The organism is Ulvibacterium sp., assembly GCF_965228935.1.
Taxonomy (GTDB): domain Bacteria; phylum Bacteroidota; class Bacteroidia; order Flavobacteriales; family Flavobacteriaceae; genus Ulvibacterium.
In genome coordinates, this window is sequence record NZ_OZ245846.1 from 506,631 (window position 1) to 531,538 (window position 24,908).

18 protein-coding genes are annotated in these 24,908 nt (G+C 43.5%); 7 read left to right on the top strand and 11 right to left on the bottom strand.

From position 1 onward, the window contains the following. The first annotated feature begins 8 nt into the window (after positions 1-8). The 7 genes from rimM (at position 9) to ACO06Y_RS02305 (ending at position 8,025) form a co-directional block, all read left to right on the top strand. Positions 9-536 (top strand): ribosome maturation factor RimM, encoded by a 528-nt coding sequence (gene rimM / locus ACO06Y_RS02275; protein WP_422082203.1) that lies wholly within the window; start codon positions 9-11, stop codon positions 534-536. A 91-nt stretch (positions 537-627) separates the two neighbouring features. Further along, complete coding sequence (locus ACO06Y_RS02280) at positions 628-2,055, top strand: sulfatase (protein ID WP_422082204.1); 1,428 nt, start codon at positions 628-630, stop codon at positions 2,053-2,055. Further along, complete coding sequence (locus ACO06Y_RS02285) at positions 2,052-2,765, top strand: tRNA1(Val) (adenine(37)-N6)-methyltransferase (protein WP_422082205.1); 714 nt, start codon at positions 2,052-2,054, stop codon at positions 2,763-2,765. The genes ACO06Y_RS02280 and ACO06Y_RS02285 overlap by 4 nt, the downstream gene beginning before the upstream one ends. A gap of 56 nt (positions 2,766-2,821) precedes the next feature. Further along, positions 2,822-4,000, top strand: a complete 1,179-nt coding sequence (locus tag ACO06Y_RS02290; protein ID WP_422082206.1) for an acyl-CoA dehydrogenase family protein — start codon at positions 2,822-2,824, stop codon at positions 3,998-4,000. Positions 4,001-4,264: 264 nt separating this feature from the next. Beyond that, positions 4,265-5,863, top strand: coding sequence for an alpha,alpha-trehalase TreF (treF, locus tag ACO06Y_RS02295; protein WP_422082207.1), 1,599 nt, complete (start codon positions 4,265-4,267; stop codon positions 5,861-5,863). Between the two features lie 184 nt (positions 5,864-6,047). Further along, positions 6,048-7,232, top strand: a complete 1,185-nt coding sequence (locus tag ACO06Y_RS02300; RefSeq protein WP_422082208.1) for an FG-GAP repeat domain-containing protein — start codon at positions 6,048-6,050, stop codon at positions 7,230-7,232. Further along, positions 7,213-8,025 (top strand): 3-keto-disaccharide hydrolase, encoded by an 813-nt coding sequence (locus ACO06Y_RS02305; RefSeq protein ID WP_422082209.1) that lies wholly within the window; start codon positions 7,213-7,215, stop codon positions 8,023-8,025. The genes ACO06Y_RS02300 and ACO06Y_RS02305 overlap by 20 nt, the downstream gene beginning before the upstream one ends. A gap of 35 nt (positions 8,026-8,060) precedes the next feature. Here ACO06Y_RS02305 and ACO06Y_RS02310 read toward each other — a convergent pair whose 3' ends face one another. From ACO06Y_RS02310 to ACO06Y_RS02360, 11 genes are all read right to left on the bottom strand, one after another. After that, the gene (locus ACO06Y_RS02310) at positions 8,061-10,364 is read right to left on the bottom strand and encodes an FdhF/YdeP family oxidoreductase (protein WP_422082210.1); all 2,304 of its coding nucleotides are present in this window, start codon (positions 10,362-10,364) and stop codon (positions 8,061-8,063) included. Positions 10,365-10,414: 50 nt separating this feature from the next. After that, positions 10,415-13,438, bottom strand: a complete 3,024-nt coding sequence (locus ACO06Y_RS02315) for a DNA polymerase III subunit alpha (RefSeq protein WP_422082211.1) — start codon at positions 13,436-13,438, stop codon at positions 10,415-10,417. A 144-nt stretch (positions 13,439-13,582) separates the two neighbouring features. Further along, positions 13,583-13,885, bottom strand: coding sequence for a four helix bundle protein (locus ACO06Y_RS02320; protein ID WP_422082212.1), 303 nt, complete (start codon positions 13,883-13,885; stop codon positions 13,583-13,585). 41 nt (positions 13,886-13,926) lie between these two features. After that, positions 13,927-15,141 (bottom strand): DNA polymerase IV, encoded by a 1,215-nt coding sequence (gene dinB / locus ACO06Y_RS02325; RefSeq protein ID WP_422082213.1) that lies wholly within the window; start codon positions 15,139-15,141, stop codon positions 13,927-13,929. A 75-nt stretch (positions 15,142-15,216) separates the two neighbouring features. Continuing rightward, entirely contained in the window at positions 15,217-16,518 is a 1,302-nt protein-coding gene (locus ACO06Y_RS02330; protein ID WP_422082214.1) for a TolC family protein, read from the bottom strand. Then, on the bottom strand, positions 16,505-19,651 hold the full coding sequence (locus ACO06Y_RS02335) for an efflux RND transporter permease subunit (protein WP_422082215.1): 3,147 nt from the start codon (positions 19,649-19,651) through the stop codon (positions 16,505-16,507). Before ACO06Y_RS02335 ends, ACO06Y_RS02330 begins: the two co-directional genes overlap by 14 nt. Before the next feature lie 12 nt (positions 19,652-19,663). Beyond that, a complete protein-coding gene (locus ACO06Y_RS02340; protein ID WP_422082216.1) occupies positions 19,664-20,764 on the bottom strand; it encodes an efflux RND transporter periplasmic adaptor subunit in 1,101 nt (366 codons plus the stop codon). A 1-nt stretch (position 20,765) separates the two neighbouring features. Continuing rightward, positions 20,766-21,125, bottom strand: a complete 360-nt coding sequence (locus tag ACO06Y_RS02345) for a hypothetical protein (protein WP_422082217.1) — start codon at positions 21,123-21,125, stop codon at positions 20,766-20,768. Continuing rightward, complete coding sequence (locus ACO06Y_RS02350) at positions 21,115-22,053, bottom strand: DUF6268 family outer membrane beta-barrel protein (protein WP_422082218.1); 939 nt, start codon at positions 22,051-22,053, stop codon at positions 21,115-21,117. Before ACO06Y_RS02350 ends, ACO06Y_RS02345 begins: the two co-directional genes overlap by 11 nt. 154 nt (positions 22,054-22,207) lie before the next feature. After that, positions 22,208-23,461, bottom strand: a complete 1,254-nt coding sequence (locus ACO06Y_RS02355) for a hypothetical protein (RefSeq protein WP_422082219.1) — start codon at positions 23,459-23,461, stop codon at positions 22,208-22,210. Then, positions 23,451-24,785 (bottom strand): DUF4270 family protein, encoded by a 1,335-nt coding sequence (locus tag ACO06Y_RS02360; protein WP_422082220.1) that lies wholly within the window; start codon positions 24,783-24,785, stop codon positions 23,451-23,453. The genes ACO06Y_RS02355 and ACO06Y_RS02360 overlap by 11 nt, the downstream gene beginning before the upstream one ends. Positions 24,786-24,908: the final 123 nt, after the last annotated feature.

Here is a 24,908-nt window from a genome sequence, read left to right on the forward strand (position 1 = left end):
CCAGACCGATGCGTAAGGAAGATTGTTTCTACCTCGGTAAGGTTGTTTCAAAATATAGCTATAAGGGCGAGGTACTGGTAAAACTGGATACCGACGAACCCGAAATTTACGAAAACATGGAATCAATATTTGTCTCGATACGGGGCACTTTGGTTCCATTTTTTATTGATAAGTGTCGTCTGCATAAATCGGCCTTGTTGCGTATCGATTTTGAGGACGTAAAGGATGAAGATGCCGCCGACAGAATTCTGGGAGCCGAACTGTATCTTCCCTTAACTATGCTTCCCAAATTGGAAGGCAACAAGTTTTATTACCACGAGGTTATTGGTTTTACCATGCAGGATAGCGTACATGGCGATATCGGCATAGTGACCGGGGTAAATGACACCACCTCCCAGGCCCTATTTGAAGTGGAAAAAAATGGCAAGGAACTTCTGGTTCCCTTAACCGATGAAATCCTGACCAAGGTAGATCGGAAAAACAAGACATTATTCGTATCTACACCCGAGGGTTTGGTAGACCTTTATTTAAATTAGAGGGTAAATTCCCAAACCCTTTGATAAGATTCAAGATCCGGGTTTATTTTTGTGGTATATTTAGATCGATTTACCAATCCAATTTACCATCGTGTTAAGAATTCCTTTTTTCCTTATCGTATTCGCACTGCTCTCCTGTGGTGAGCGGCAGGCAGAACCCAAGAAAGCTGAAACGCCTCCGAATATTGTACTCATTTTTACCGATGACCAAGGGTATCAGGATGTTGGCGTATTCGGGGCCAAGGATATTGCTACCCCCAATCTAGATCAAATGGCCGCCGATGGGGTACGGTTAACGAGTTATTATTCGGCACAGGCCGTTTGTTCCGCCTCCCGGGCCGGCATTCTTACGGGCTGCTATCCTAACCGAATCGGGATACATGGTGCTTTAGGGCCTGCCAACAATCATGGCATTAATGCATCGGAGACCACCTTGGCCGAAATGCTCAAGGCTATCGGTTATAATACCGCCATCTATGGAAAGTGGCATTTGGGCCATCATCCAAAATTTTTGCCTACACGCCATGGATTTGATGAATGGTTTGGCATTCCTTACTCCAACGATATGTGGCCCTACCATCCACAGCAAGGTACCGTTCATAATTTCCCGGACCTCCCTCTATTTGAGAACAAGACTATAATAGATACCTTGATCGAACAATCCCAACTCACTACCCAAATTACTGAACGCAGTGTTGATTTCATCAACCGAAATGCAGAGAATCCCTTCTTCCTCTACGTGCCCCATCCCCAACCCCACGTGCCCTTATTCGTTTCGGATAAGTTCAAGGGAAAATCGGATCGGGGGCTATATGGCGATGTAATCATGGAAATCGATTGGTCCGTAGGTCAGATTATGGATGCCTTGAAAAAGAATGGCCTCGAAGAAAATACAATGGTCATTTTTACATCGGATAACGGCCCATGGTTATCCTATGGCAATCATGCCGGGAGTGCCTATCCCTTGCGGGAAGGAAAGGGAACTGCCTGGGAAGGCGGGCAGCGGGAACCTTGTATCATCAAATATCCCAACGGTCTGGAGGGAGGAAGGGAACTGGATGTTCCCGTAATGGCAATCGATGTATTGCCTACCATAGCCGAAATTACCGATGCCAAACTTCCGGAAAATACGCTGGATGGCAAAAGTGTTTGGAAGGTTTTGACCGGAAAAACCCAAGAAAGTCCACAGGAAGCCTATTTCTTTTATTATCGGATCAACGAATTGTTCGGGGTGCGCTACGGAAAATGGAAACTGTATTTTCCACACCGCTATCGTACCATGGACGGGCAGGAACCGGGCAAGGATGGATTACCGGGCGACTATAGGATGGTAGACATGGAAACCTTGGAATTATATGATTTGGAAAACGATATCGGCGAAACAGTAAATGTGGCGGATGAATATCCCGAAGTGGTAGAGAAAATAAAGCTATTGGCCAATGATATGCGCTCCCGTTTGGGTGATTCGCTCCTAGAATTGGAAGGTTCTGAAAGCAGGGAGCCGGGACGAGTGGAATGAGCAAACCTTTTCAATTCAAACAATTTACTATTTGGCAGGACCGTTGTGCGATGAAAGTGGGCACCGACGGAGTTTTGCTCGGGGCATGGACGTCAGTGGACAACAATCCTACCACAGTTTTGGATATCGGGGCGGGAACCGGGCTATTGGCCCTAATGCTGGCCCAACGATGCAATGCCGAAACCATAGATGCCCTCGAAATTGATGACGTGGCCTATGAACAATGTGTCGAAAATTTTGAAGCTTCCCCTTGGGGTGACCGTCTCTTCTGTTATCATGCCGGCTTGGATGAATTCTACAAGGAAGTGGATGATACCTATGATTTAATTATTTCCAATCCACCTTTTTATTCTGAAAATGTTTCCTCGGGCGATGGTTCAAGGGATATCGCCCGACAAAATAGTTCCCTTCCCTATGAGGAACTTTTGCGATGCGCTTCCGAATTACTTGCAGAGAAGGGCATACTTTCCATTATTGTCCCGTTTAAAGAGGAGCAATCCCTTCTTCAAATAGGCAAATCATTGGGTCTTTATCCCAAACGAATAACACGGGTAAAGGGAAATCCAGCCTCAGAAATTAAAAGAAGCTTATTGGAATTTGCATTTCAGGAAACCCGAGTATCCGAAGATGGATTGACCATTGAGACAAATCGCCATATATATACTTCGGAATATCGGGAATTGACTAAAGATTTTTATTTAAAAATGTAACATTCGTCTTTGGTATTGTTATATTTTCTTTATCTATCTTTGGCGAAAATGGCAATATGAGACCAGATTTATTTGAAGCACCCGACTATTATAACCTGGACGATCTACTTTCCGAGGAACACAAACTGGTACGCGATGCGGCCCGCCAATGGGTAAAACGGGACATCTCTCCAATCATAGAAGAATATGCCCAGAAAGCGGAATTTCCAACACAAATTCTTAATGGCCTGTCCGAAATAGGGGCATTTGGACCTTATATTCCCGAGGAATATGGTGGGGCCGGGCTAGATCAAATCAGCTATGGGCTCATTATGCAGGAAATTGAACGGGGAGATAGCGGGGTACGTTCCACGGCATCGGTACAGTCATCCCTGGTCATGTACCCTATCTTTTCCTATGGTACGGAAGAACAGCGCAAAAAATACCTACCTAAATTGTCCACAGGTGAATTGATGGGGTGCTTTGGATTAACCGAACCCGACCATGGCTCCAATCCAGGAGGAATGACGACCCATTTTAAGGATAAAGGCGACCATTACCTTTTAAACGGGGCCAAGCTTTGGATTTCCAATTCTCCCTTTGCCGACCTAGCGGTCGTATGGGCCAAAAATGAGGAGGGCCGTATTCATGGATTAATTGTGGAACGCAATATGGAAGGTTTCTCTACCCCGGAGACACACAACAAATGGTCACTTAGGGCATCTGCTACCGGAGAATTGATCTTTGACAATGTAAAGGTTCCCAAGGAAAATTTGTTACCTGGCAAAAATGGACTGGGCGCCCCATTGGGCTGCTTGGACTCGGCCCGGTATGGCATAGCCTGGGGAGCCATTGGTGCAGCCATGGATTGTTACGATACTGCCTTGCGTTATGCCAAGGAACGTGTACAATTCGGTAGACCCATTGCATCATTCCAGTTGCAACAGAAAAAACTGGCCGAAATGATTACCGAGATTACCAAGGCCCAATTATTGGCCTTTCGTTTAGGACAATTGAAAAACGAAGGAAAAGCAAAGACGGCACAAATCTCTATGGCCAAACGCAATAATGTGGATATGGCCTTGACCATTGCCCGTGAAGCGAGGCAGGTTTTAGGCGGTATGGGCATTACAGGGGAATACAGCATTATGCGCCATATGATGAACCTGGAAAGCGTTATCACCTATGAGGGCACCCATGACATCCATCTTTTAATTACAGGTTCGGATATCACCGGAATACCGGCCTTTCAATAATACAATTTTATCGCGCCTAAATTTATGTGTCCTTTTCTATAAGGTTTTCTCCTGCGGCATTGACTTACTGTACAAAAAAGTTTCATGTCATGAGGAAGGCACTGATCCTGGTAATCGCCTTCATTGCGCCCCAATAATGAAAGGAATAGGCAAATACGAATTTTTCATAGTACATGGATTCACTCCAAGGACGAAAAACTTGGAAAGGGTTGCTTATACAAGGTTTAAATAAAAAGCCTTATTTTCAGATACTAAAGACACTATATGCCATCTATAAAATACTTCTTTGTACTACTTGTTTTGCTTGCGGCATGCAGAACCGATAAAAAGGTTGATGCCCCGATAACCAGCGCAGTAGACTCTACCGTAACCCAAACCTTAAAAACCCCTGATGAACTTTTAGGCCAACTTTTTGTAGATGTCCAGTTAAATAGAATCTTTGAGGATGGCAAGACTTTCGTGGACTGTACGGCAAAATATCCGTATGAAACTATTGTGGAAAAATATGATATAGAAAAGAACCATCCTGATTTTGATCTAAAAGCCTTTGTCCTCGATAACTTTGATATTCCCATCTCCATTTCCTCGGATTTTAAATCGGATCCCAACCGTTCCGCAGTCGAACACGTAGAAGCGCTTTGGCCAGTATTACAAAGAGAATCCGATAGGAATATGGAGGGGAGCACATTGATTCCGTTACCCAAACCTTATATTGTTCCCGGTGGCCGTTTTCGTGAAGTGTACTATTGGGATAGTTATTTTACGATGTTGGGCCTAGCGGAAAGTGGCGAGTTTGAACGTATTGAAAATATGTTGGATAATTTTGCACATTTGATACAGACTGTGGGGCACATCCCCAACGGAAACCGTACGTATTACATCACCCGTTCCCAGCCTCCTTTTTTTGCCCAAATGGTAAAGCTATTGGCAGAACATAAGGGAAAACGTATTTATACCAAATATCGGGAGGCAATAAAAAAGGAGTATGAGTTTTGGATGGATGGAAAACACGCTAAGGAAAAACCTATTAGACATTGCGTAGCTACTCCCGTTGGTATCATGAATCGCTATTTTGATAAAGGAAATACCCCACGTCAAGAATCCTATTGGGAGGACTATACCCAAGTCCAAAAAATGGGCGGTGGTGAAAAAATGTACCGCGACCTTCGATCCGGTGCGGAATCCGGTTGGGATTATACCTCCCGTTGGTTCGCCGACGGAGAATCCATAGAGACCATTGAAACTACCGATATTATTCCCGTGGACCTAAATGCACTGGTATATGGCATGGAAGACCTCCTGACCCAATGCTATGCCGAAGATGTTACCTATGTGGCCCTGTTGAAGACAAGCATGAGAGCCCGAAAGGAGTTTTTGGACAAATATGCATGGAATGCCAATGATGGGGTTTTTGAAGATTACAATTGGGTAGCACAACAGAGGACTCCCCTTAAATCCCTAGCCATGACATATCCCTTATTTTTTAAAATGGCCAATCAAGAACAGGCAGATGCCATAGCTTCCTATATTGAAAAACACTTTTTAAAACCCGGGGGTGTGGTCACCACGCTGTACCATACCGGTGAACAATGGGATGCGCCTAATGGTTGGGCCCCCTTACAATGGATGACCGTTGTAGGACTTCAAAACTACGGTCACGAAGATTTGGCCAGAACCATTGCAGAAAGATGGGTGGCCTTGAACGAAAAAATATATAAAAACACAGGTAAATTTGTAGAAAAGTACAATGTTGAGGACATGGCATTGGAAGCTGGTGGAGGGGAATATCCAGTACAGGACGGCTTTGGTTGGAGCAATGGCGTATACCTGGCCTTAAAAGCATATGTAGAAGGCAGGCCCTAGACTTTCGGAAATACATCGCAAGCACATATGGGAACTCTTGATGAACGAAAAACATTATAATAAAATGAGTCCCCTCAAAGTCCGTATCTTAAAAATCATTGAATATATTTACCGTGCTTCGTAAAACAAAGGCTTAAAGATGAGTGTCGGTAAAGGTATTTCCCGAAGGTGCAAAAGATGGATCGTGTGCTGTACATTACTATTGTTCCCATTTCTGGTTCCGAATGGATTCCCTTTAATGGCACAAGTGCACAAGACGGATGGTGGGATAAAGAAGTCACTGAAATTTGAAAAGCAAAAAATAGCCTCGGAAAGTTTTGAATCGGTCGGCGTTTTCGATGTGAACAACGACAAAATCCCTGACCTGGTATCCGGTTCCTATTGGTATGAAGGGCCTGCCTATCTGAACCGTCATTTTATTGGGGATTTTAAGCGTTATGGCGAATATTACGATGATTTCTCTACCCTACCGCTTGACGTAAACGGCGATGGTCACATGGATTACATCACTGGGGGATGGTTCGGAAAACGTCTCGTATGGAGGGAAAATCCTGGAAATGAAGGTGAATGGGCGGAACACCTCATTGCAGAGGCTGGTAATATAGAAGCCCCACGGTCATGGGATATCGATGGGGACGGCATTCCGGAAATTGTGCCCAATACACCCAATGACCCTTTGATGATGTATCGGTTAGCAACCGATTCCGAGGGAAATCGCACTGGAAAGTTTAGGCCATACAAGGTCATGGGAAAACATGGTCATGGACTAGGTTTTGGCGATATAAACGGTGATGGGAGAGGCGATTTCGTTGTGGGCAAAGGTTGGGTGGAATCCCCCAAAAATCCATTTGGCGGGGATTGGACCTTTCATCCCGACTTTGAACTCGGTACCGCAAGTGTGCCTATTTTAGTTGTAGATGTTAACGAAGATGGCCATAACGACCTTATCGTAGGCCAAGGACATGGTTATGGATTACACTGGTACGAACAAAGAAGACCGGAGGGCGGGAAATCATCAGAATGGATAAAACATCCCATTGACCTGAATAACTCACAATTCCATACCATGATATGGACCGATCTCGACAATGATGGTGACAAGGAACTAATTACAGGAAAACGCTATCGCGCCCACAATGGCAAAGACCCTGGCAGCAATGACCCCTATGGAATTTATTACTACACCTTTAATGGGAAAAGTTTTGACAAACAGATTATCGATTATGGGGTTTTTGGCGAAGGCAAAGGAACGGGAATCCATTTTTGCGTGACCGATTTATCAGGTAATGGAAACAAGGATATTATTGTGGCCGGTAAGGACGGGCTATTTATCTTTTATAACAAAGGACATGAACAAGAAAGTGATTAAAGGTTTACTATTAAGCATTGTATTGGGGATAGGGATTCTGTTAAGCATCCAATCCTGCCGTGAGCAACCCAAGGAAAAAAGTAATGAAGTGCCAGAAGATAATACCATACAAGATGATGGCTTTGTTTCCCTATTTGATGGGAAATCCTTAAACCATTGGGAGGGCGATACTACCTATTGGCGCGTAGAAAATACCCATTTGGTCGGGGAAATCACCCCAGAAACACTTTTAAAATCGAATACATTCCTTATTTGGAAAGGTGGTGAACTTAAGGATTTTGAGTTTAAAACAGAGTTTAGGATTTCTGAAAATGGCAATAGCGGTATTAACTATCGCAGTGAACTTTTGGATACAATCCCCTTCGCGCTCCGTGGCTATCAAGCGGACATAGATGGAAAAAACAGGTATACCGGACAAAATTACGAGGAACGAAAGCGGACCACCTTGGCCTATCGGGGAGAGAAAGCTGCCATCACATCACAGAAAGATCCGGATACCCCCGGTTCGTTACGCGCCAATGTGGACAAGAATGCCTGGCAAAGTAGGGCAGTTTTGGAATCGCTGGGAAATTCGGATTCCCTTAGAACCCAAATAAAAACTGGGGATTGGAACGAATGTCACCTCATCATAAAAGGAAATCGGTTACAGCATTTTATCAATGGCATCCTTATGAGCGATGTAATCGACAATGACACCATAAATCGAAAGTTTTCGGGCTTTTTAGGTTTACAGGCCCATAGGGGCCCTCCGATGAAAGTGGAATACCGCAATATTCGATTAAAGGAATTATAACTCACTTCAAAACCAAGGACATTCAGGTCTATTTCCTAAGATGAGGTCTTTTTGACCTTTACCACTATCGATTTACTAATGGGGGTCTTGCTCTTATCCGCATAGTGGTTATAGGGCACCAAAACATTGGTTTCGGGAAAATAGGCCGCTAGATTCGTGCGGGGGATGGTGTAAGGAATGACCAAAAAACGATTTGCGGTTCGCTTTACACCATCATAGTCGCTGACCATATCCACAACATCCATTTTTTTTAAATTTTGTTCCTCCATGTCCCGTGGATTCATAAAGAGCACCCTTCTTTCATTATACACGCCCCTGTACCTATCATTAAGGCCATAAATGGTGGTATTGAACTGGTCGTGCGAACGGATGGTCATCAACAAAAACTCATCTTCCCGTAAATTGTGTTCAGGTAGCGAGTTTATGGTAAATCGCGCTTTCTTGTTGGGAAGCGAGTCGAAATTGAGTTCCCGTACATTGTTGGGCAAATAATATCCAGTACCCTTTGAACGTTCATCCGTATTTTCAAAACCCTTGGCTACCTTATCAATATAGGACCGGATCAATCCATAATCCTCTCCCAAGGCTTTCCAGTCCATGGCATGCCCTCCTTTGAAATAGGCATCCGCCATTTCGGCAATAAGTTCCGGTTCGCTTTTGAGATTTCCCGAGGTAGGTCTGAGCATACCCCGTGACCGGGTTACCCTGCCCATACTATTTTCGACCGTAAAATAACGTTGTTGATTCCCCTTCATATCCTTTTCCGATCGACCAAGGGTAGGCAAAATCAAAGCGGTTTTACCCGTGACCAAATGGGTACGGTTCAATTTAGTACTGACCTGTACGGTAAGGCTACAATTTTGCAAGGCCTTCGCAGTATATTCGGTATCGGAGGCGGCCATTAAAAAATTACCTCCCAGGCAGATGAACACCTTGCCTTTACCTTCGTACATCGCTTTTATGGCTCCTACCGTATCCACTCCTTGCTTGTCCGGGGGCGTAAAGCCCAAATGTTTTTTTATACGTTCATTGAGGCCTTTATTCACGTAGTGCATAATACCAACGCTTCGATCTCCTTGCACGTTACTATGCCCCCGGACGGGGCACGTTCCGGCATTTGGTTTTCCAATAGCTCCCTTTGCCAACAACAGGTTTACATATTCGCAAATGTTTTCCACTCCATTTTTGTGTTGGGTGAGTCCCATGGCCCAGCAAGCGATAATCTTGGATTTGGTCGCCAAAAGCTTTACTACCTCATCTATTTTGTCCTGATCCACACCGGCTCTGAGGAGCAAATCCTTTTCCTGATATTGCTCCAAATCCTTTAGGAGGTCCTTATAACCATCAGTATAGGTAGCTATAAAATCATGATCCAACACCTTTCCGGTCACCTCATCCAATTTGGCCAACCTTTTTAATAGCAACTTTACCAAAGGAATATCCTGATTGATTTTTACAGGCAGATGTATGTCCGCTATATCCTCACCATTTCCTGCGAGGCCCTTAAGTGTCTTTGGATTTCTAAAGTTGACCAGACCGGATTCCTCCAAAGGATTAATACTGATTATCTTTCCACCGTTCTGTTTGCACTTCTCTAAAGCATTGAGCATGCGCGGATGGTTTGTACCTGGATTTTGACCGGCAATGATGATGACCTCGGCACCATAAAGATCCTCCAATTTAACCGACCCCTTACCGATGCCCAAGGTTTCGCTCAAGGCTACACCACTGCTTTCATGGCACATATTGGAACAATCCGGCATATTATTGGTGCCCAAGGCCCGGGCAAACATCCCATATAGAAAAGCTGCCTCGTTGCTAGATCGTCCTGAAGTATAAAAAATGGCGTCATCCGGTGAATCCAGTCGATGCAATTCCTCTGCAATTAACGCATAGGCATCTTCCCATGTTATGGGTTCGTAGTGAACACTTTCGGGTCTAAGTACCAAAGGTTCCGTAAGTCTACCAAACTTGTTCAGTTCATAGTCCGTCAATTGGGAGAGTTCCTCCACCGAGTGTTCCTTAAAAAACTCCGCATTAATTTGATGGGTAGTGGCCTCATCGGCCAAGGCTTTGGCCCCATTTTCGCAATATTCGCCTATTCTGGAAGGTTCCTCGGGATCGGGCCATGCACAACTGGGACAGTCAAAACCCTCCTTTTGATTCATGCGCAATAGGGCCCGCATGGAACGTGTAATACCCATCTCCTTAAAACTGTGCTGCATCGCAACCTGAATGCCCAAAGGCCCGGCTGCATAGCGGGCGGGTTCCCGTAGCCGGATTCCCGTAAATTCTTCCAATCCCCTCACGGAGACGTTCCTATGAAATTCTTCTTGCATGCCTAAATTTAGAACTTATTTTGGGAGCATTCAACAATAAAACCACAAGGCTATTCCCTTTCGTCATGTGTGCTGGTTTCTTTATCTGAAATTCCGATGTTCTTATATTGCGCCCTAGTTTCAAACACCCTTGTGCTGGTTTTCATATCGGCGTACCGTGGATCCTGGATATAGTCCTGTTTCTGCATTTTGATGACTTCGATACTTAAAAATCCAAACTCACTGACCACCTTTCCGTAGAAGCGATAAATCCCCTTGCCCCTAAAACGGTATTTGGCCGCTACGGGAGGAAAAAGCACCGTATCGAAAACCTTTCCATATTGATCTAGAAGTGTTGCAAAATGCATACGTTTTCCGGAATGTGTATTTGTGTTCTTTACCGTCTCCAAATAGCCGTAAATATCAATATGCCTGTTCAGGTAACGTTCCAAATCGCCTTGGCCATTTGAGTTCTTGGGAGGTTCCTTAAGCAGTTCAAAGGGGCTACACAAACAAAAGCCCAATAATTCCCACTGTTCAAAAGCGGTTTCCAAAAAAGTGGTGTCCAATTGGGGAATCCGAAAATTTTGCCTTGCGGGCGGAAACAATTTTGGGTGATCTACCCTGGGATTCCTTGAAAGTGTTAAGTAAGCCTTCCAAAGTATTTGATGCTTGTTGATTCCCGTAAACCGAAAAGCATCGATACGTATTAAAATACTCAACTGTTCCACAGAAATGGTTACCCTATCCAGAAAATCCTCCAATGAGCTGAAAAGGCCATTTGTAATACGTTCCTTTACAATACGTTCCATGACTTGCCGTTCCAAATCCCTTAAGTACATCATTCCCAAATAGATATGTTTACCATAAATACAATTTGCTATTTGGCTTTGATTGATACAGGGAGGATGAATCGTAGCCCCCATCATCCGGGCCTCATGGACATAAAATTCCGACCGATAAAATCCGCCGCCGTTATTGAGAACGGCCACCATAAATTCCAATGGAAAATAGGCTCTTAGGAACAAGCTTTGATAGCTCTCTACCGCATAGGACGCCGAATGACCCTTGGCAAAGGCATATCCTGCAAAACTGGCTACCTGGTTCCAAATCTCAAAGATCAAAACGTCTTGATATCCTTTTTTTCTACAATTACTGATGAATTTGTGCTTTACTTTTTGAAACTCCTCTCGGGAACGGAACTTCCCGCTCATACCACGACGGAGCACATCGGCCTCTCCCAGGTTCAGACCGGCAAAATGGTGGGCTACCTTTATTACATCTTCTTGATATACCATTACCCCATAGGTGTCCGGCATAATATCCAACATCACCGGGTGCGCTTTTTCCTGGGCTCTCCCCTCATGGCGATGGCGTAAAATATATTCGCGCATCATACCGCTTTTTGCTACGCCCGGACGAATAATGGAACTTGCGGCAACCAAACCCAAATAATTATCCACCTCCAGTTTTTTGAGCAGCATACGCATGGCCGGTGATTCTACATAAAAACAGCCCATACACTGCGCAGTCTTGATCAAATTATTGATGACGGGATCCTTAAAAAAGGCCTTTACATCATGAATATCAAAATTGGCTTTTTCCGGTTGGTTTTGGGCCACAATGGCCAAAGTGTCCTTTATCTTTCCCAACCCGCGTTGTGCCAGAATATCGAATTTATAAAGTCCTACGTCCTCGGCGATGACCATATCAAATTGGGTTACGGCAAATCCCTTGGGAGGTAAAAAAGTGGCGGAAAAATAATCCAAGGGCCGTTCGCTTATCAAAAGACCACTGGCATGAACGCTCAAATAATTGGGCATGCCCTGGATCAATTCACCATATTTAAGAACAAGTCTAGAAGCACTGTCCAATTGGGAAAGGGAGTAATGGCCTTCGCTCAAGATGTCGATTTCTTCCTTTGGAAGTCCAAAGACCTTTCCCAGCTCCCGAACGACCCCCTTTCGCTTAAAGGTGACATAGGTACCAACGAGTGCCACATGGTCAAAACGGTCAAAAATGTATTGGGTCATTTCCTCCCTATCACGCCAGGAGAAATCAATATCAAAATCCGGTGGATTGGCACGGTACAGATTGATGAACCGTTCAAAATAGAGATCCAGATTCATGGGATCTACATCGGTTATCCGCAAGAGATAGGCGACTATGCTGTTTGCCCCGCTACCTCGCCCTACATAATAAAACCCTCTTTCCCTGGCATGGGAAACAATGTTCCAATTGATCAAAAAATAGGACACAAACCCCATTTTTTTGATAACCTCCAATTCTTTTTTCAATCGCTCCCTTACGGACTTGTCCATTTTAGGATATCTGTAGGGCAATCCCTCATCGCACAGCTTTTCGATTAGGCGTTCGTCCTCTTCTATACTATTGGTAAAGGCCCTTAAATTTTGTGGTTTCCGACTTTTTGAAAAATCGAAACGAATGCTGCACGCTTTCAAAAGACGTTCCGTATTCTCAAGGACATGGGTATACTCCGAAAATGCTTTGGCCAAATTCCGTATGGGAAACATCCTTTCATCGGCATCGGCCACCTCTGTTTCCGGAAGTTTACTCAAGAGCACATTGTTGTCAATGGCACGTAACAATCGATGCGCATTGAAATCGCGTTTATTTCGAAACGTAACCGGTTGTTGTACCACCAACTTATCCCTAAGCTTTGACAATCTGGAAAAGGGCAACCGTCTAAGTGTCTTGATGGAGATGCCTATAAATTCATTTTCCAAAAATTCGTGTTGTTCGTTAAGCAAGACGGTTTCGAAAGGATACACAACAAACGCGTTTTTAAATACAGGGGCATGTTGCGGAATTTCTAAGTCGTTTTGCAAATGATGCGACAAAAAAGCATTTAACTCTTGATATCCTGCATTGTTTTTGGCAATGCCCAAAAAACAGGGATCCACCCCGTTCCTAAAATCGATTCCCAAAATGGGACGTACATCATACTCCGGGGCCTTTCGAACAAAATTCAGGCATGCCGAGGTAGTATTGATATCAGTAAGCACCAATTGTTTTATATGATTTTGCTGCGCTAATTGCAAGAGGTCCAGTTCGGAAAAAGTTCCGAAGCGCATGCTGTAATATGTGTGGCAGTTGAGGTACATGGGAGGAAATCACAAATTCCAAATCTCAAGCTATTGCATCGACTGGGGATCCCAAAGGAACCTTATTAAGATTTGTTGATAATGGCCGAAAGTATTTTCTTTATTTCCAAAGCTTCATCTTTTAATTCGTTGATTTTTTTTTCGATGCGAATCATTCATATCCCACAAAAGCCTGAGCCAGTAACTGCTTTCCTTGGCTCCCTTTCTTGCAATCTTCATCCGCATTAGAAAGTCCTTATCCCCCAATTTTTCATTGGCTTCAATATAGTTCGCCCCGATCGATCCTGAAGAACGAACCAATTGCTTCCCATCCTCAATATTGTTAATAGTTTTGGAAAAATCCCTGACAAGCAATCTACAGTCCCGGGCAAATACATAGGTACGCTCTTCTAAATCATAAATCCTGTACTTTTTCATGGTTTTGGAATTTGAGATTTGTAGTTTGATTTTTCCATCCTTCATTGTTTTCTATGCGCCAGTACAATCGGTGGTTGCCCATTAAAAGGATTGTGCATTCTACCAATAGTTTTGGCTCCCATGGCCGAGGCCCGAAAAACACAGCGGTCGCCAAACCGATTCCGAACATGATCCATGGCCTGGTACAGGTTCAAAGCTTCTTCGGTATCCTCGAACAGGTTTATCTGATAATTGCCCGAGACCAGATGACTGAAACGGATACCGATCAAGCGTACCAACATTCTTTTGCTATACAGCATACGAAACAGCTCCAAAATTTTTGGAATCAATATATGGTCTGCACTGGTATATGGAATCCGCATCTGCTTGGAATAGGTGTTAAAATCGGAATAGCGTATCTTAACGGTAATACATGCCGTAAGTTTATTGCCCCGGCGCAACTGATAGGCCAAATTCTCCGTCATGGCCATTAAAATTCCTTTAAGTCTTAGTACATCTATCGTATCCCTGTCAAATGTCCGTTCCGTAGAAATGGATTTTCTATCGCAAAATGGAACCACCGGTGTATTATCCATACCATTGGCCCGTTTCCAAATTACGGTTCCATTGGCACCAAGTACACGTTGCATAATCTCCACGGGCATCTTTTGTATGGTTTCAATTTGTCGTATGCCCAAATTTCTCAACGTCTGATAGGTCTTATCCCCCACCATGGGAATCTTTTTAACGGAAAGTGGGGCCAAGAATGGTTTTTCCAATCCGAAATCAATTTTTAATTGATTATTGGGCTTGGCCTCATCGGTAGCTACTTTAGACACTACCTTATTGATCGATAGCCCAAAGGATATGGGCAATCCGGTCTCCCTTATTATCCTTTGTCGCAATTCCGTGGCATACTTATAACTGCCGAAGAAACGATCCATCCCCGAAAGATCGGCGTAAAACTCGTCGATACTGGATTTCTCAAAAATGGGGACACTCTCCTTAATAATCTCGGTAACCACATCGGAATGCTTGCTGTAGGTTCCTGCATTTCCTTTAATCACTTTGGCTTCCGGACAAAGCTCCTTGGCCATCTTCATGGGCATGCCCGAATGTATGCCATAGCCCCGAGTCTCATAACTACAGGCAGCTACTACGCCCCTATCCGTAATACCTCCGACCAATAAGGGTTTGTTTCGAAGCTCTTTATTGAGCAATCGCTCAACGGATACAAAAAAGGTATCCAAATCCAAGTGGAGAATGGTCTTGTTCATTACTATCCCAAAAAGGATAGCTAATATATGGAATATTTCCAAATAAATGGAATTTATCCAATATAAATGATACCCTTAGTTTAATAGAGTGCCTCCCAATTGTAGCAAGTTCACCTCGGCAATCTTTACATCATACTTGGCCCGGGCATAATTGTTCCGCGCGTTGAACAAATTGATCTGGGCCTGTCGGTATTCCACCGAAGTAATTTGGCCTAAGCCATATTGCTTTTGGGAACGCTCAAAATTAAGTTCGTTGGTATCCACATTTTTAGACTCCGCATTCAAGGTGTATTGTGATATGGTATACGTTTCATAGGCATTCAAAATATCAGTCAATAGTTGATCTTTGATTTTTACCAGTTCTATCTCCCTATTTTGTTTGGTGATTTTAGCCGTCTTTACCCTGGTTGCCGAGCCGCCGTCAAAAATGTTCCATGAGAGGTTAAGTCCTAAATTAATGCCATAGGATTCATTCGCCAAGGCAAAGGAAGTCGGTGGATTTTGGCTCTCGTTCCATCGATAAGAACCACTACCACTGATTTTTGGTAGGAAACGCGCTTTATTGATCTTAATATCCAATTCACTCAAAAGAATGTTCTGCTGGGCCAATATCATCTCTATATTGTTCCGTTCCGCAGATTGTAAAATGGCCTGTTCCTGTAATTTCGTACCAAAGGTAACCGTAGTATCAATTTTAAAATCCATGGTGACCTTTCGTCCTAAAGCAAGGTTAAGGCTACGTTTTAAATTATTTAAATCGCGCATCGCCTCTATATGCGCTATACTATCATTGTTCAAATCGACTTGGGCATTCAGCTCATCCAATTTGGTTCCTTGGCCATACTTCAACTGTTTTTGTGCGCGTATTAGTCTGTCCCTGGAATTGGCCATGTTCATTCCCAAATTCTCGACCACTCTTTTTTGGTAGGCGACATTGAAGAAATTCTCGTATATGGAAATTACCGTATTCTCAATCTGTTGCCGTTCCTGTAATTGTGCCAAGGTTAAGTTCTCCTCATTTTTGTCCTGGCCGAATTTTCGTTCCAGCCCATCAAAAATCAGGTACTCCGCCGTTATGGACGCATTATACGATTCAGTAATTGCTCCCCCAATAGAAGTAGATGTTCCATCTAAAAAAGCAACGCTCTGATCTTCATTTGAGTAGTTTATGCCGCCACCTGCGCTTAAACTAGGTAAATATCCACTGTTCAACGTACTGGCCTCAACATCGGCTATTTTGGTATTGTTCCTGGCGATACGAAGATCGTAGTTGTTCTCCACTGCAATGGCAATAGCCTCTTCCATGGACAATATATCCTGCCCATTTGCCATTGTACAGAACAGTAGGACTATATACAAAAGGCTATACCTTAACATCGTCTACCTTTAATTCTTTTATGGCCCGTTCCACCTCTTCACGTTCCGGACGCTTTCTTGTGACCACATACTTTAGAAATACCTTGACACTATTCGAAAAAGAAAGGAACAAGGGCAACATATATAAGGTCAACAAAGTGGCCACTGCAATACCATAAGCTATTGATATGGCCATGGGAATTAAAAACTGCGCTTGTAGGCTCTTTTCCAGCATTAGGGGTGCCAGTCCCGCTATTGTGGTAATCGAGGTGAGGAATATGGCCCTAAAACGGGCCCTTCCCGTTTCGTAAAGTGCTTCATCAAATTTTAAACCCTCCTTGAGAAAGCTATTGAACCTTCCCGTGAATACCAACCCATCATTGACCACTATCCCTATTAAGCCTATAATGCCCAAATAGGAGAGAATACTCATCGGGAAACCATGTAACCAATGCCCCCATGCCACCCCAATAAGGCAAAATGGAACAATGGCAAGCAGTATAAAAGGTTGGCTATACGACCTAAAGGCAAAGACAATGGTCACATAGATAAGAAAAATTAGGGCAGGCAATGTGTTAAGAGCGGATACGGAAATTTTGTTGACCTCCCGATTCTGACCCTCGGCACTAACCTTAACACCTGGATATTTTTCACTCACTATACCGGCCACGCGGGTAGTAAGGTCTTGCATGATCTCTGAAGCACTCGCCTTTGGATTGGCCAGATCAGCCGCGACCGTAATCTCTCGTATACCATCCAAATGATTAATGGCCACCTCTCCCCGTTCAATAGTATATGTTGCGATTTCAGATAATGGAATCCTCCCATTTTGTGCGGCAATTTGAATATCGTTAACATTGTTTACACTAGACCGATTCTGTTCATCATAGCGTACCCAAATTTTTACCTCGTCCTGGCCCCTTTGAACCCGTTGTACCTCATTGCCAAAAAATGCACTACGTACTTGGGCCATGATATCATTTAAAGTCAATCCCAAAAGCTGTGCGTTTTCCTTCAATTCCAAGCGTATTTCCTTGATTCCCTCGGGACTGGTATCTACAATATCCTTTACGTACGGATTCTTTTTTAGCTCTTCATAAATAATATCTTTTGCCCCATTGATACTTGCAATGCCCTTTCCCTGCAAAGAGACCGAGATAGGCATTCCACCTACATTCCCACCAGAATTGAAACTTAATTTCTCCACTTGTGGGAGTTCTCCAACGGTCTTACGAATAGCGTCGGCAATTTCCGTAGATCCAAGGATCCGGGTCTCACTTGGTGAAAGATTTACGGTCATGGTAGAAGCAGAGCTCCCTGGCCCTATTTGCTTGACCGTGGAAACGATATGGTCTCTCCCTATTTCGTTTTCCCCCAAATCCCTGTTTATCTTCCAGACACTATTTTCCACATAAATCGCCAGGGAATCGGTGATGTTTTCATGGGTCCCTTGAGGAGTGTTCAAGGTAATTCGAATTTGATTACTCGCAGTTGTTGGGAAGAACGTAAGTTTAATGATCCCTCCGGCAAAAGCCCCTAGGGTCAGGATAAACAGGAATAGAATGATGGAAAACGACGCGAATTTATTTCGCAACACAAAGCGAAATGATGGGGAATACACCTTATCCCGGAGGTAATTCATAAATTGGTCGCCCCATTGGTTGAACTTATACGTCCTTCCCTTTCCACTTAAATCCTTGGAATGTGCCAAGTGTGCGGGTAAAATCAACAAGGCTTCTATAAGGGAGACCAAAAGAGTAAGGGCAACAACTACGGCTATATCACCAAAGAAAGCCCCTATTTGTCCATCCAAAAAGAAAAATACCGAAAAGGCCAATATCGTGGTGGCAATAGCCGAAAGAATGGGAATCAACACATCCAAGGTGCCATTTACAGCGGCCTTTATCGCCGACTCCCCCCTTTCATGCCGGGTATAAACATTTTCGGCAATTACGATACCGTCATCGACCAAAATACCGATGACCAATATCATTCCAAAAAGGGAAAGCATGTTAAGGGTAACCCCATAATGGGGCAATAGGATGAACATCCCAAAAAAAGAAATGGGCAAGCCGAAGGCCACCCAAAGGGCTACCCCGGGCCGTAAGAAAAACGAGAGTAATAGAAGCACCAATAGCATCCCTATTAGCGCATTTTCCAATAATAAAGAAATCCGGTCCTTGATGACCTCGGAAGTATCCATCGTAATTTCCAGTCTCAGGTTGTTATGGTCCCGATTAAAGACCGCTATATACTCCCTTATCTTTTCAACACTACCGATAAGGTCTTCCGTATTGGTATTAGTAATGGAAATTTTTACTGCGGCTTGTCCATTAAGGCTTATTTTATTGGGGATCTCGCTAAACGTATTCCTTATTTTGGAGATGTCCCGAAGATATACCTTACCCCCACTGGCATCTGTCTTGACGACGATACCACCCAAATTTTCCGCATAATAGGCCTTATTATTGGCCCTGATCAAATATTCTTCTTTCGTGGTCTTTATGGAACCTCCGGTAATGAATATGTTGGCATTGGCCACGGAACGGGAAACTTCTTCAAAAGTCAGTCCATAACTTCTAAGCACTTCCTCGGTTACCGCAATCTCGATTTCTTCCTCTGGAAAACCGGAAAGCGCTATTTGGGAAATACCATCAATTCTGAGCAAATCTTCCTCTACCTCCTGAGCTGTCCTTTTTAAGATGCTTAATGGAACATCTTTCCCCGTAACCACAAAAGTAATGGCCTCCCTTGTGGGCTTTAAGGTCTCAATGACCGGAGGTTCGGTATTGGAAGGAAACGAGGGAATCTTATCTACGGCATTCTTTATTTCATCCAGTGCCAAATTGATATCAAAATCCGTTAGTATTTCAACATTTACAGTTCCGAGGTTCTCCTGTGAAACCGATGTTATCCTATCCACTCCCTCTACCCCCTTGAGGTTGCGTTCTATTTTTTCTATTACACCCTCCTCTACCTCCTCTGGTGACGCACCAGGATAAGAGACCGAAATGCTTATAAAACTTGGATCGGACAAGGGAAAAAGGGAAGAATTCAATCTTTGATATCCCAAGTATCCAAAAATCAAAAAGCCTATGATGAAGATATTGACGGCGACCGGGTACTTAATAAAATAGCTGATAAATGCTTTCACTTGAGTGCCTGTTCAATAGGTTACCTTCATTCCAGGATAGGCATTGGCCACAACCTCGTCCAACAGCACCATGTTCTTTTCCAATCCCCTCACCACAACACTATCCCCAACATAGTTTAGGGGTACTACCTTTTGTAATCGCAACAGGCTATCCCTAATAATATAGACGTAATCATTTTCCACAAGAAGACCCCCCTCTATTTTTAACACTTCCGAAACGGGTTCCCCAAAAATCTCCGCTTTAAGGTATTGACCCTCTTTAAATTGTTTTCCAGAAACCTCCACAACCACTCCCACGGTCTGTGTCTCTAGGTCGACCTTGCCGTTAATGCGACTTATTCTCCCTACATGGTCTTGATCTCCGTCCAATGATATCAAATGCACCTTTTTACCCACCTTTACGTATTTATTTGCGGTGGCAGGTATGGCCAGTTGCAGTTCAAAAACCGAAGGGTCTATAAACTCCCCCAACTTCTGTCCGCTGCGCACCAATGTCCCCACATACACATCAGACTGTGTAACTATACCCGTAAAAGGTGCCCTGATATCATATTTGGAAAGTCGCTCTTGTAGATTCTTAACATCATAGTAGGTCTGAACGATATTCCTGCCGGTAACAAAAAATTTCTCGGCATTGGAAACGGTTTTGGGAAGTGGTTCCAGTGGACCGTCCATGTTAAAGTTTTTGAGATAGGCCCTCCATTTTCCAGAGGCTTTGGGAAATTCAATTTCCATATCGGGCAACATGGCAACTATTTGATTGACCAACGCACTTTTTTTGGATTGCAATTGGGCATTGTGTTCCCCACCATCTATACGAAGTAGAGCCTCTCCCCTATAAAATGTGTTACCTTCTCTAAAACCGGGGGTTGTAGGCAAAAGTATTCCCTGAACTTCGCTAAAAAGCTCAATTTTGTTTTTTGCCACTAAGGTTCCAGTGGCCTCAATAACAAATGGAAGCTCTTCGGTCGCTACCAAAATTGTGGAGACAAATACTTCATCCACCTCCTCCAAGGAAACCGGTTCTTCCCGACTCCTCACCAAAAAAACAAAGACAAGGACACCTAAACCGATCAATACAATCCCAAAAATAATTCCGTAGGCTCCTTTCATATTACCCCCTCATTTTTTCGCGCATATGTTTCCGTATTTTGGGTCCTACTTGGTCCTTGTATTTTTCCATTTGTTCCTTAGTAAGGATCTCCTCCAGTGCAGCGTTTTTTTCTTTTCCTATTTTCTTCATATCCCCCATTTTACTGAACATAGAACCTTCTTTATTCATTAATTCGGCCTGTTTCTCCGAGAATTCCAGATTCAACTCGGTTACTCGTTTTTTTTGTGATTCGTTCAATTCCAATTCTTCGGACATAATTTTGGTTTGGTAGTCCGCCATTTCTTGTGGGTCCATTTTTTGGGCAGTTATATTCTGTACCGTAGTTAAAAGCAACAAAAGGATAGAAATTCTAGTTTTCATTATCGTCTGATTTAAGATTCTTATTTTGAGGAGGCCTTTTAAGGGCAAAACGTATTCCAAATTTGAAATAGGCACCGCTTCCTGGTTCCAAATCGAATATTTCATTATTATCGTTATCAACAATTCTTAAAGTAGCGGTAGGCAAAAAACCTCCCTCGGCTACAAATGCCAGATTTTTTGTAAATCTGTAGCGATACAGTAGTCTGGCATTGATTCCGTTAAACTGGATCTTGGTGTCTGTTAGGATTCTATTGCCATCCACGGCTACTGCGTTGGAATTGTTTCCGAAAAGACCTTCCGGAGAAACCAATGCCGAAATACGATGTCGGTCATTGATTCTATAGTTGATTCCCGTAATAGGCAGTCCAAAGGAATAGCTCCAATGGTGGTTGAGTTTTTGACGTAACAATACGGCAGGCAGTACCCTGGGCTCACCAAATTGGGTACCATAAAGTACCCCGAGCATCAAGACAGTATTTCTTTCAAAGTCCCCCCACCTTTTGTTTACTGCACCTAACGCATTGACCACTATATCTTCAGATGAAACCCCATTTGCAAAATTGGACATAAGGGTCGGGCCAGCTGACACCAATAAAGTCCAATCCTTCCTTAACGGCCGGATGAATAAAAGATTAGTTCGGACCACATGCATGCTTTCATAGGTAGAAAGATCAAGGATATTCGTAGATTCATCAAAGGTGAAATCGAAATAGCGGTAGGTGAGGCCTAGACCTATTATGCTTTTGCCAACAGGTTTTGCCAAATTGAGATTGACATTGTAATTGTGGATTTCAGTACCTCCCAAATCCGGAAGATACCCATAATCGATTCCTGCCAATTCCACCTCTCCGGGATTTTGTATGATAGGTATTTGGCCATAAGTACTTGCGACCAAAAGTCCAGCCACCAAATAGTATATTCCTTTCATCTGAAATTTTCCAACGAAAATATTTATGGTCAAGGTGCATCTGCAACAATACTAGACCACCTATGGAATCGGGTATACCAAGAGGCTCATTTTAACTACAAATCCCGTTTTTATTTTTGTAGATGAAAATGTCCTGTTCGTCCGTAAAAACTGCTTAGTTTATTTTACGTTTTAGGAACCAAATGTCCTTTAGGCTAAGATTTATGTTTATGGTGTTCAAACGCTCTTCTACCAAAATTCCCTGTGTAGAACCTCTACTGGAGCTGGAAAAACCAATATTCAACATAGATTGGGCCCTGGCTCCCAGGGGAATGCCCAAACCGGCCGTTATGCTATAGGCATCAATGACATTTCCATTGATATTGAGGTAACCGCTATCATAATTGAACCCGGCCCGTATCCGTATCCGATCCAGATAATTAAAGGACCGATCTTCCTTAAGATACTCTATTCCGATTCCATAAATGTTCTGGTCCACAAACTCCCCAACGTTATCCCTTTGATCTGTGGCGTTCCATAATTTTAAGGTATAATCCAAATTGATATGGATTGCATTGATAGGTGAGAACAATATACCCGTACCTACTTCCAGGGGAAGGTCGAAAGCTGCAACGTCTAAACCGGTTTCGTTCTCAACGGGTGTGGGAATGAAGTCCAACGTTTTATCTACTAATCTGTCCCGGGTGCCGGAAAGTGTAGTGGGCAGGTTTAAACTCCATCCCAAGGTGAGGTTGGGCAACATCGCATATTGTAACCCCAAGCCAAAACGGAAACCGTTGTATTTGTTCTCTTCAGAAACAGTAAGCGTGCTTTCATTGATAAATCCGCTAAGGGCAGTGACCGATTCGCGCTCCGAAATTGCTCCGAACAAATAGGAAACATACGCCCCTGCCCGTAGATTATCGGTAAGACTACTGCCATAGGAAAGTCGCAAATCGTTTAGGGAGCCCGTTCCGAAAACATTGCTTATAAACCGATCTGAGGATCCCTCAACATTACTGTCTATACCTATCAACGAATAGCCCACATCGGAATAGGGAACGACAGAAAGCCCAAAAGCCGATTTTGGTGTAATGCTCGAAGCAATGGCCAGATTGGAAAAATTGCCCGCTACCCTTCTTTCTTCCGTATTTCGGTTGGCCACTGTACTAAACTCAGTAAGAAATCCGAAATCGAACAAAAAGCTCTTTTCTCCCAATGCCCCCAATGCCGCCGGATTAAGGTGATTGATGAGAAAATCGCTGCTCAAGGCGTATCCGCCGCGTCCCAATGCACTATTCTTCCCAATATTGGAATTGGTAGATACCCCAAGCCCGAAAAAGGAGTAGGGAGATCCAGTAAGGTTATTGGTCTGGGCAAGGATACAAAATGGGAAAAACACCAATGAAAACAAGATCCTATTCATCATAAATCGCATAGGTGATTTCCAAACGTGCCTCAAAATCGCGGTTGTTCTCCCCTTGCAGGATAATCCGGTCCACCGTTTGATTAAAGTCCTTGGTAAACAATACGAGAGCATCTTCGGTTAGTATCGTTTCGTTAAGCTTCCGATCCACAAACACACCCACGGGCACTTCATAGACCACGTCCGAAAATTCCTCGTTAGCCCCTGTTATTTTTCCAATAACAATGCCTTCACCTGTTCTTATGACCTGCGTAATAACATTGTTCTGGTCCAGTACGTTTACGTTTAATGAATCCCGTAAGTAAGTCCTTTCATTATGACTGACCCGTAGCGGCTTTATCCTTAGGATCGCACTTAGGACCGTACCCGTGCCCTCTATGTTGTAAATACTTCGAATGCTGGGAAATTCAACTTTAGTGCCGTATCCCGTTCCTGACTGTATATAACTCAAATCATTATTCCGTGTTGTGGGCAGTTCATCCTCTTGATCTAAAAGGGCATTTAACAAAGAATCCGTAGAAACATTCCATATTTTATTGAAGGCATTTGGAGCTTCAGCAAATGGATTGATGGCAAAATCCAAAAACCTTTCTTCATCCTCAAATTCCTCGGGAACTGAATAAAAGAACCTTAGATACGTCCTCTCATCCTCCCTACTAAAGCCAATGATGGAGGTATTATCGCTAGTCTCCGGAACAAGGGCAAAGCCTTTGAAGTTGTCCCTTAGATCCTCATTGTCATTGATGTCATTTTGCTGTATGAGTCGAAACAGTCTATCGCCAAATTCAAAGGGGAGGGAAATATGTAAGGAGTCCTCATCAAAGGGTTCCGGGCGATATCTTCTCGAAACCAGGGGGATGGAGTCGTATTCCAATTTACTAGTATTGAAAAAAGCATCATCATCAGGTTCTACCTCTTCGTTCAAAAGATGCACGTTGATATGGGAGACCAAAGTGGTATCATTATAGAAATAACGGTCATATCCTAAAATCAGGGCAACACTATCCAGTGCGGCATCACTGGGGAGCGTATATGGAGCGGTCGCATTTTCCGTAGTGGCAGCGGACAATTCAAAATAGGAGTTACACGCAATTGTCCCCAAATAATCGTCACTGTACCTCCCCACCAAAAGACGATCACTGTTGGACGTATTTATACTATCAAATCTAAAGGTGGACAACTTTACCGAGAAAGTGTCCAATACCAGCACCCTTACGTTAGAGGTGGTAAAGTCTTGCCCTACCTCAAGTGTCGGGATATCGGATGCGTCCACGGAACAGGCTATGATACCCAACAAAACCATTAAAAAGCAAAGAAACTTTTGCATTGTCCTTGAATTAGATGGTGCAAATTAAAACGCCACGGTGGCGGGCACGAAGAATTTTATACGGAACAGGAAAATGTATCTACTGATAGACATACTATATCTACAAAGCTCTGATACATTATT

What these genes read in the sequence shown, in the direction of transcription:
- rimM (WP_422082203.1), top strand. Translation starts at nt 9, where the DNA reads ATGCGTAAGGAAGATTGTTTCTACCTCGGTAAGGTTGTTTCAAAATAT.
- ACO06Y_RS02285 (WP_422082205.1), top strand. Translation starts at nt 2,052, where the DNA reads ATGAGCAAACCTTTTCAATTCAAACAATTTACTATTTGGCAGGACCGT.
- ACO06Y_RS02290 (WP_422082206.1), top strand. Translation starts at nt 2,822, where the DNA reads ATGAGACCAGATTTATTTGAAGCACCCGACTATTATAACCTGGACGAT.
- treF (WP_422082207.1), top strand. Translation starts at nt 4,265, where the DNA reads ATGCCATCTATAAAATACTTCTTTGTACTACTTGTTTTGCTTGCGGCA.
- ACO06Y_RS02305 (WP_422082209.1), top strand. Translation starts at nt 7,213, where the DNA reads ATGAACAAGAAAGTGATTAAAGGTTTACTATTAAGCATTGTATTGGGG.
- ACO06Y_RS02310 (WP_422082210.1), bottom strand. Translation starts at nt 10,364, where the DNA reads ATGCAAGAAGAATTTCATAGGAACGTCTCCGTGAGGGGATTGGAAGAA.
- ACO06Y_RS02315 (WP_422082211.1), bottom strand. Translation starts at nt 13,438, where the DNA reads ATGCGCTTCGGAACTTTTTCCGAACTGGACCTCTTGCAATTAGCGCAG.
- ACO06Y_RS02320 (WP_422082212.1), bottom strand. Translation starts at nt 13,885, where the DNA reads ATGAAAAAGTACAGGATTTATGATTTAGAAGAGCGTACCTATGTATTT.
- dinB (WP_422082213.1), bottom strand. Translation starts at nt 15,141, where the DNA reads ATGAACAAGACCATTCTCCACTTGGATTTGGATACCTTTTTTGTATCC.
- ACO06Y_RS02330 (WP_422082214.1), bottom strand. Translation starts at nt 16,518, where the DNA reads ATGTTAAGGTATAGCCTTTTGTATATAGTCCTACTGTTCTGTACAATG.
- ACO06Y_RS02340 (WP_422082216.1), bottom strand. Translation starts at nt 20,764, where the DNA reads ATGAAAGGAGCCTACGGAATTATTTTTGGGATTGTATTGATCGGTTTA.
- ACO06Y_RS02345 (WP_422082217.1), bottom strand. Translation starts at nt 21,125, where the DNA reads ATGAAAACTAGAATTTCTATCCTTTTGTTGCTTTTAACTACGGTACAG.
- ACO06Y_RS02350 (WP_422082218.1), bottom strand. Translation starts at nt 22,053, where the DNA reads ATGAAAGGAATATACTATTTGGTGGCTGGACTTTTGGTCGCAAGTACT.
- ACO06Y_RS02355 (WP_422082219.1), bottom strand. Translation starts at nt 23,461, where the DNA reads ATGATGAATAGGATCTTGTTTTCATTGGTGTTTTTCCCATTTTGTATC.
- ACO06Y_RS02360 (WP_422082220.1), bottom strand. Translation starts at nt 24,785, where the DNA reads ATGCAAAAGTTTCTTTGCTTTTTAATGGTTTTGTTGGGTATCATAGCC.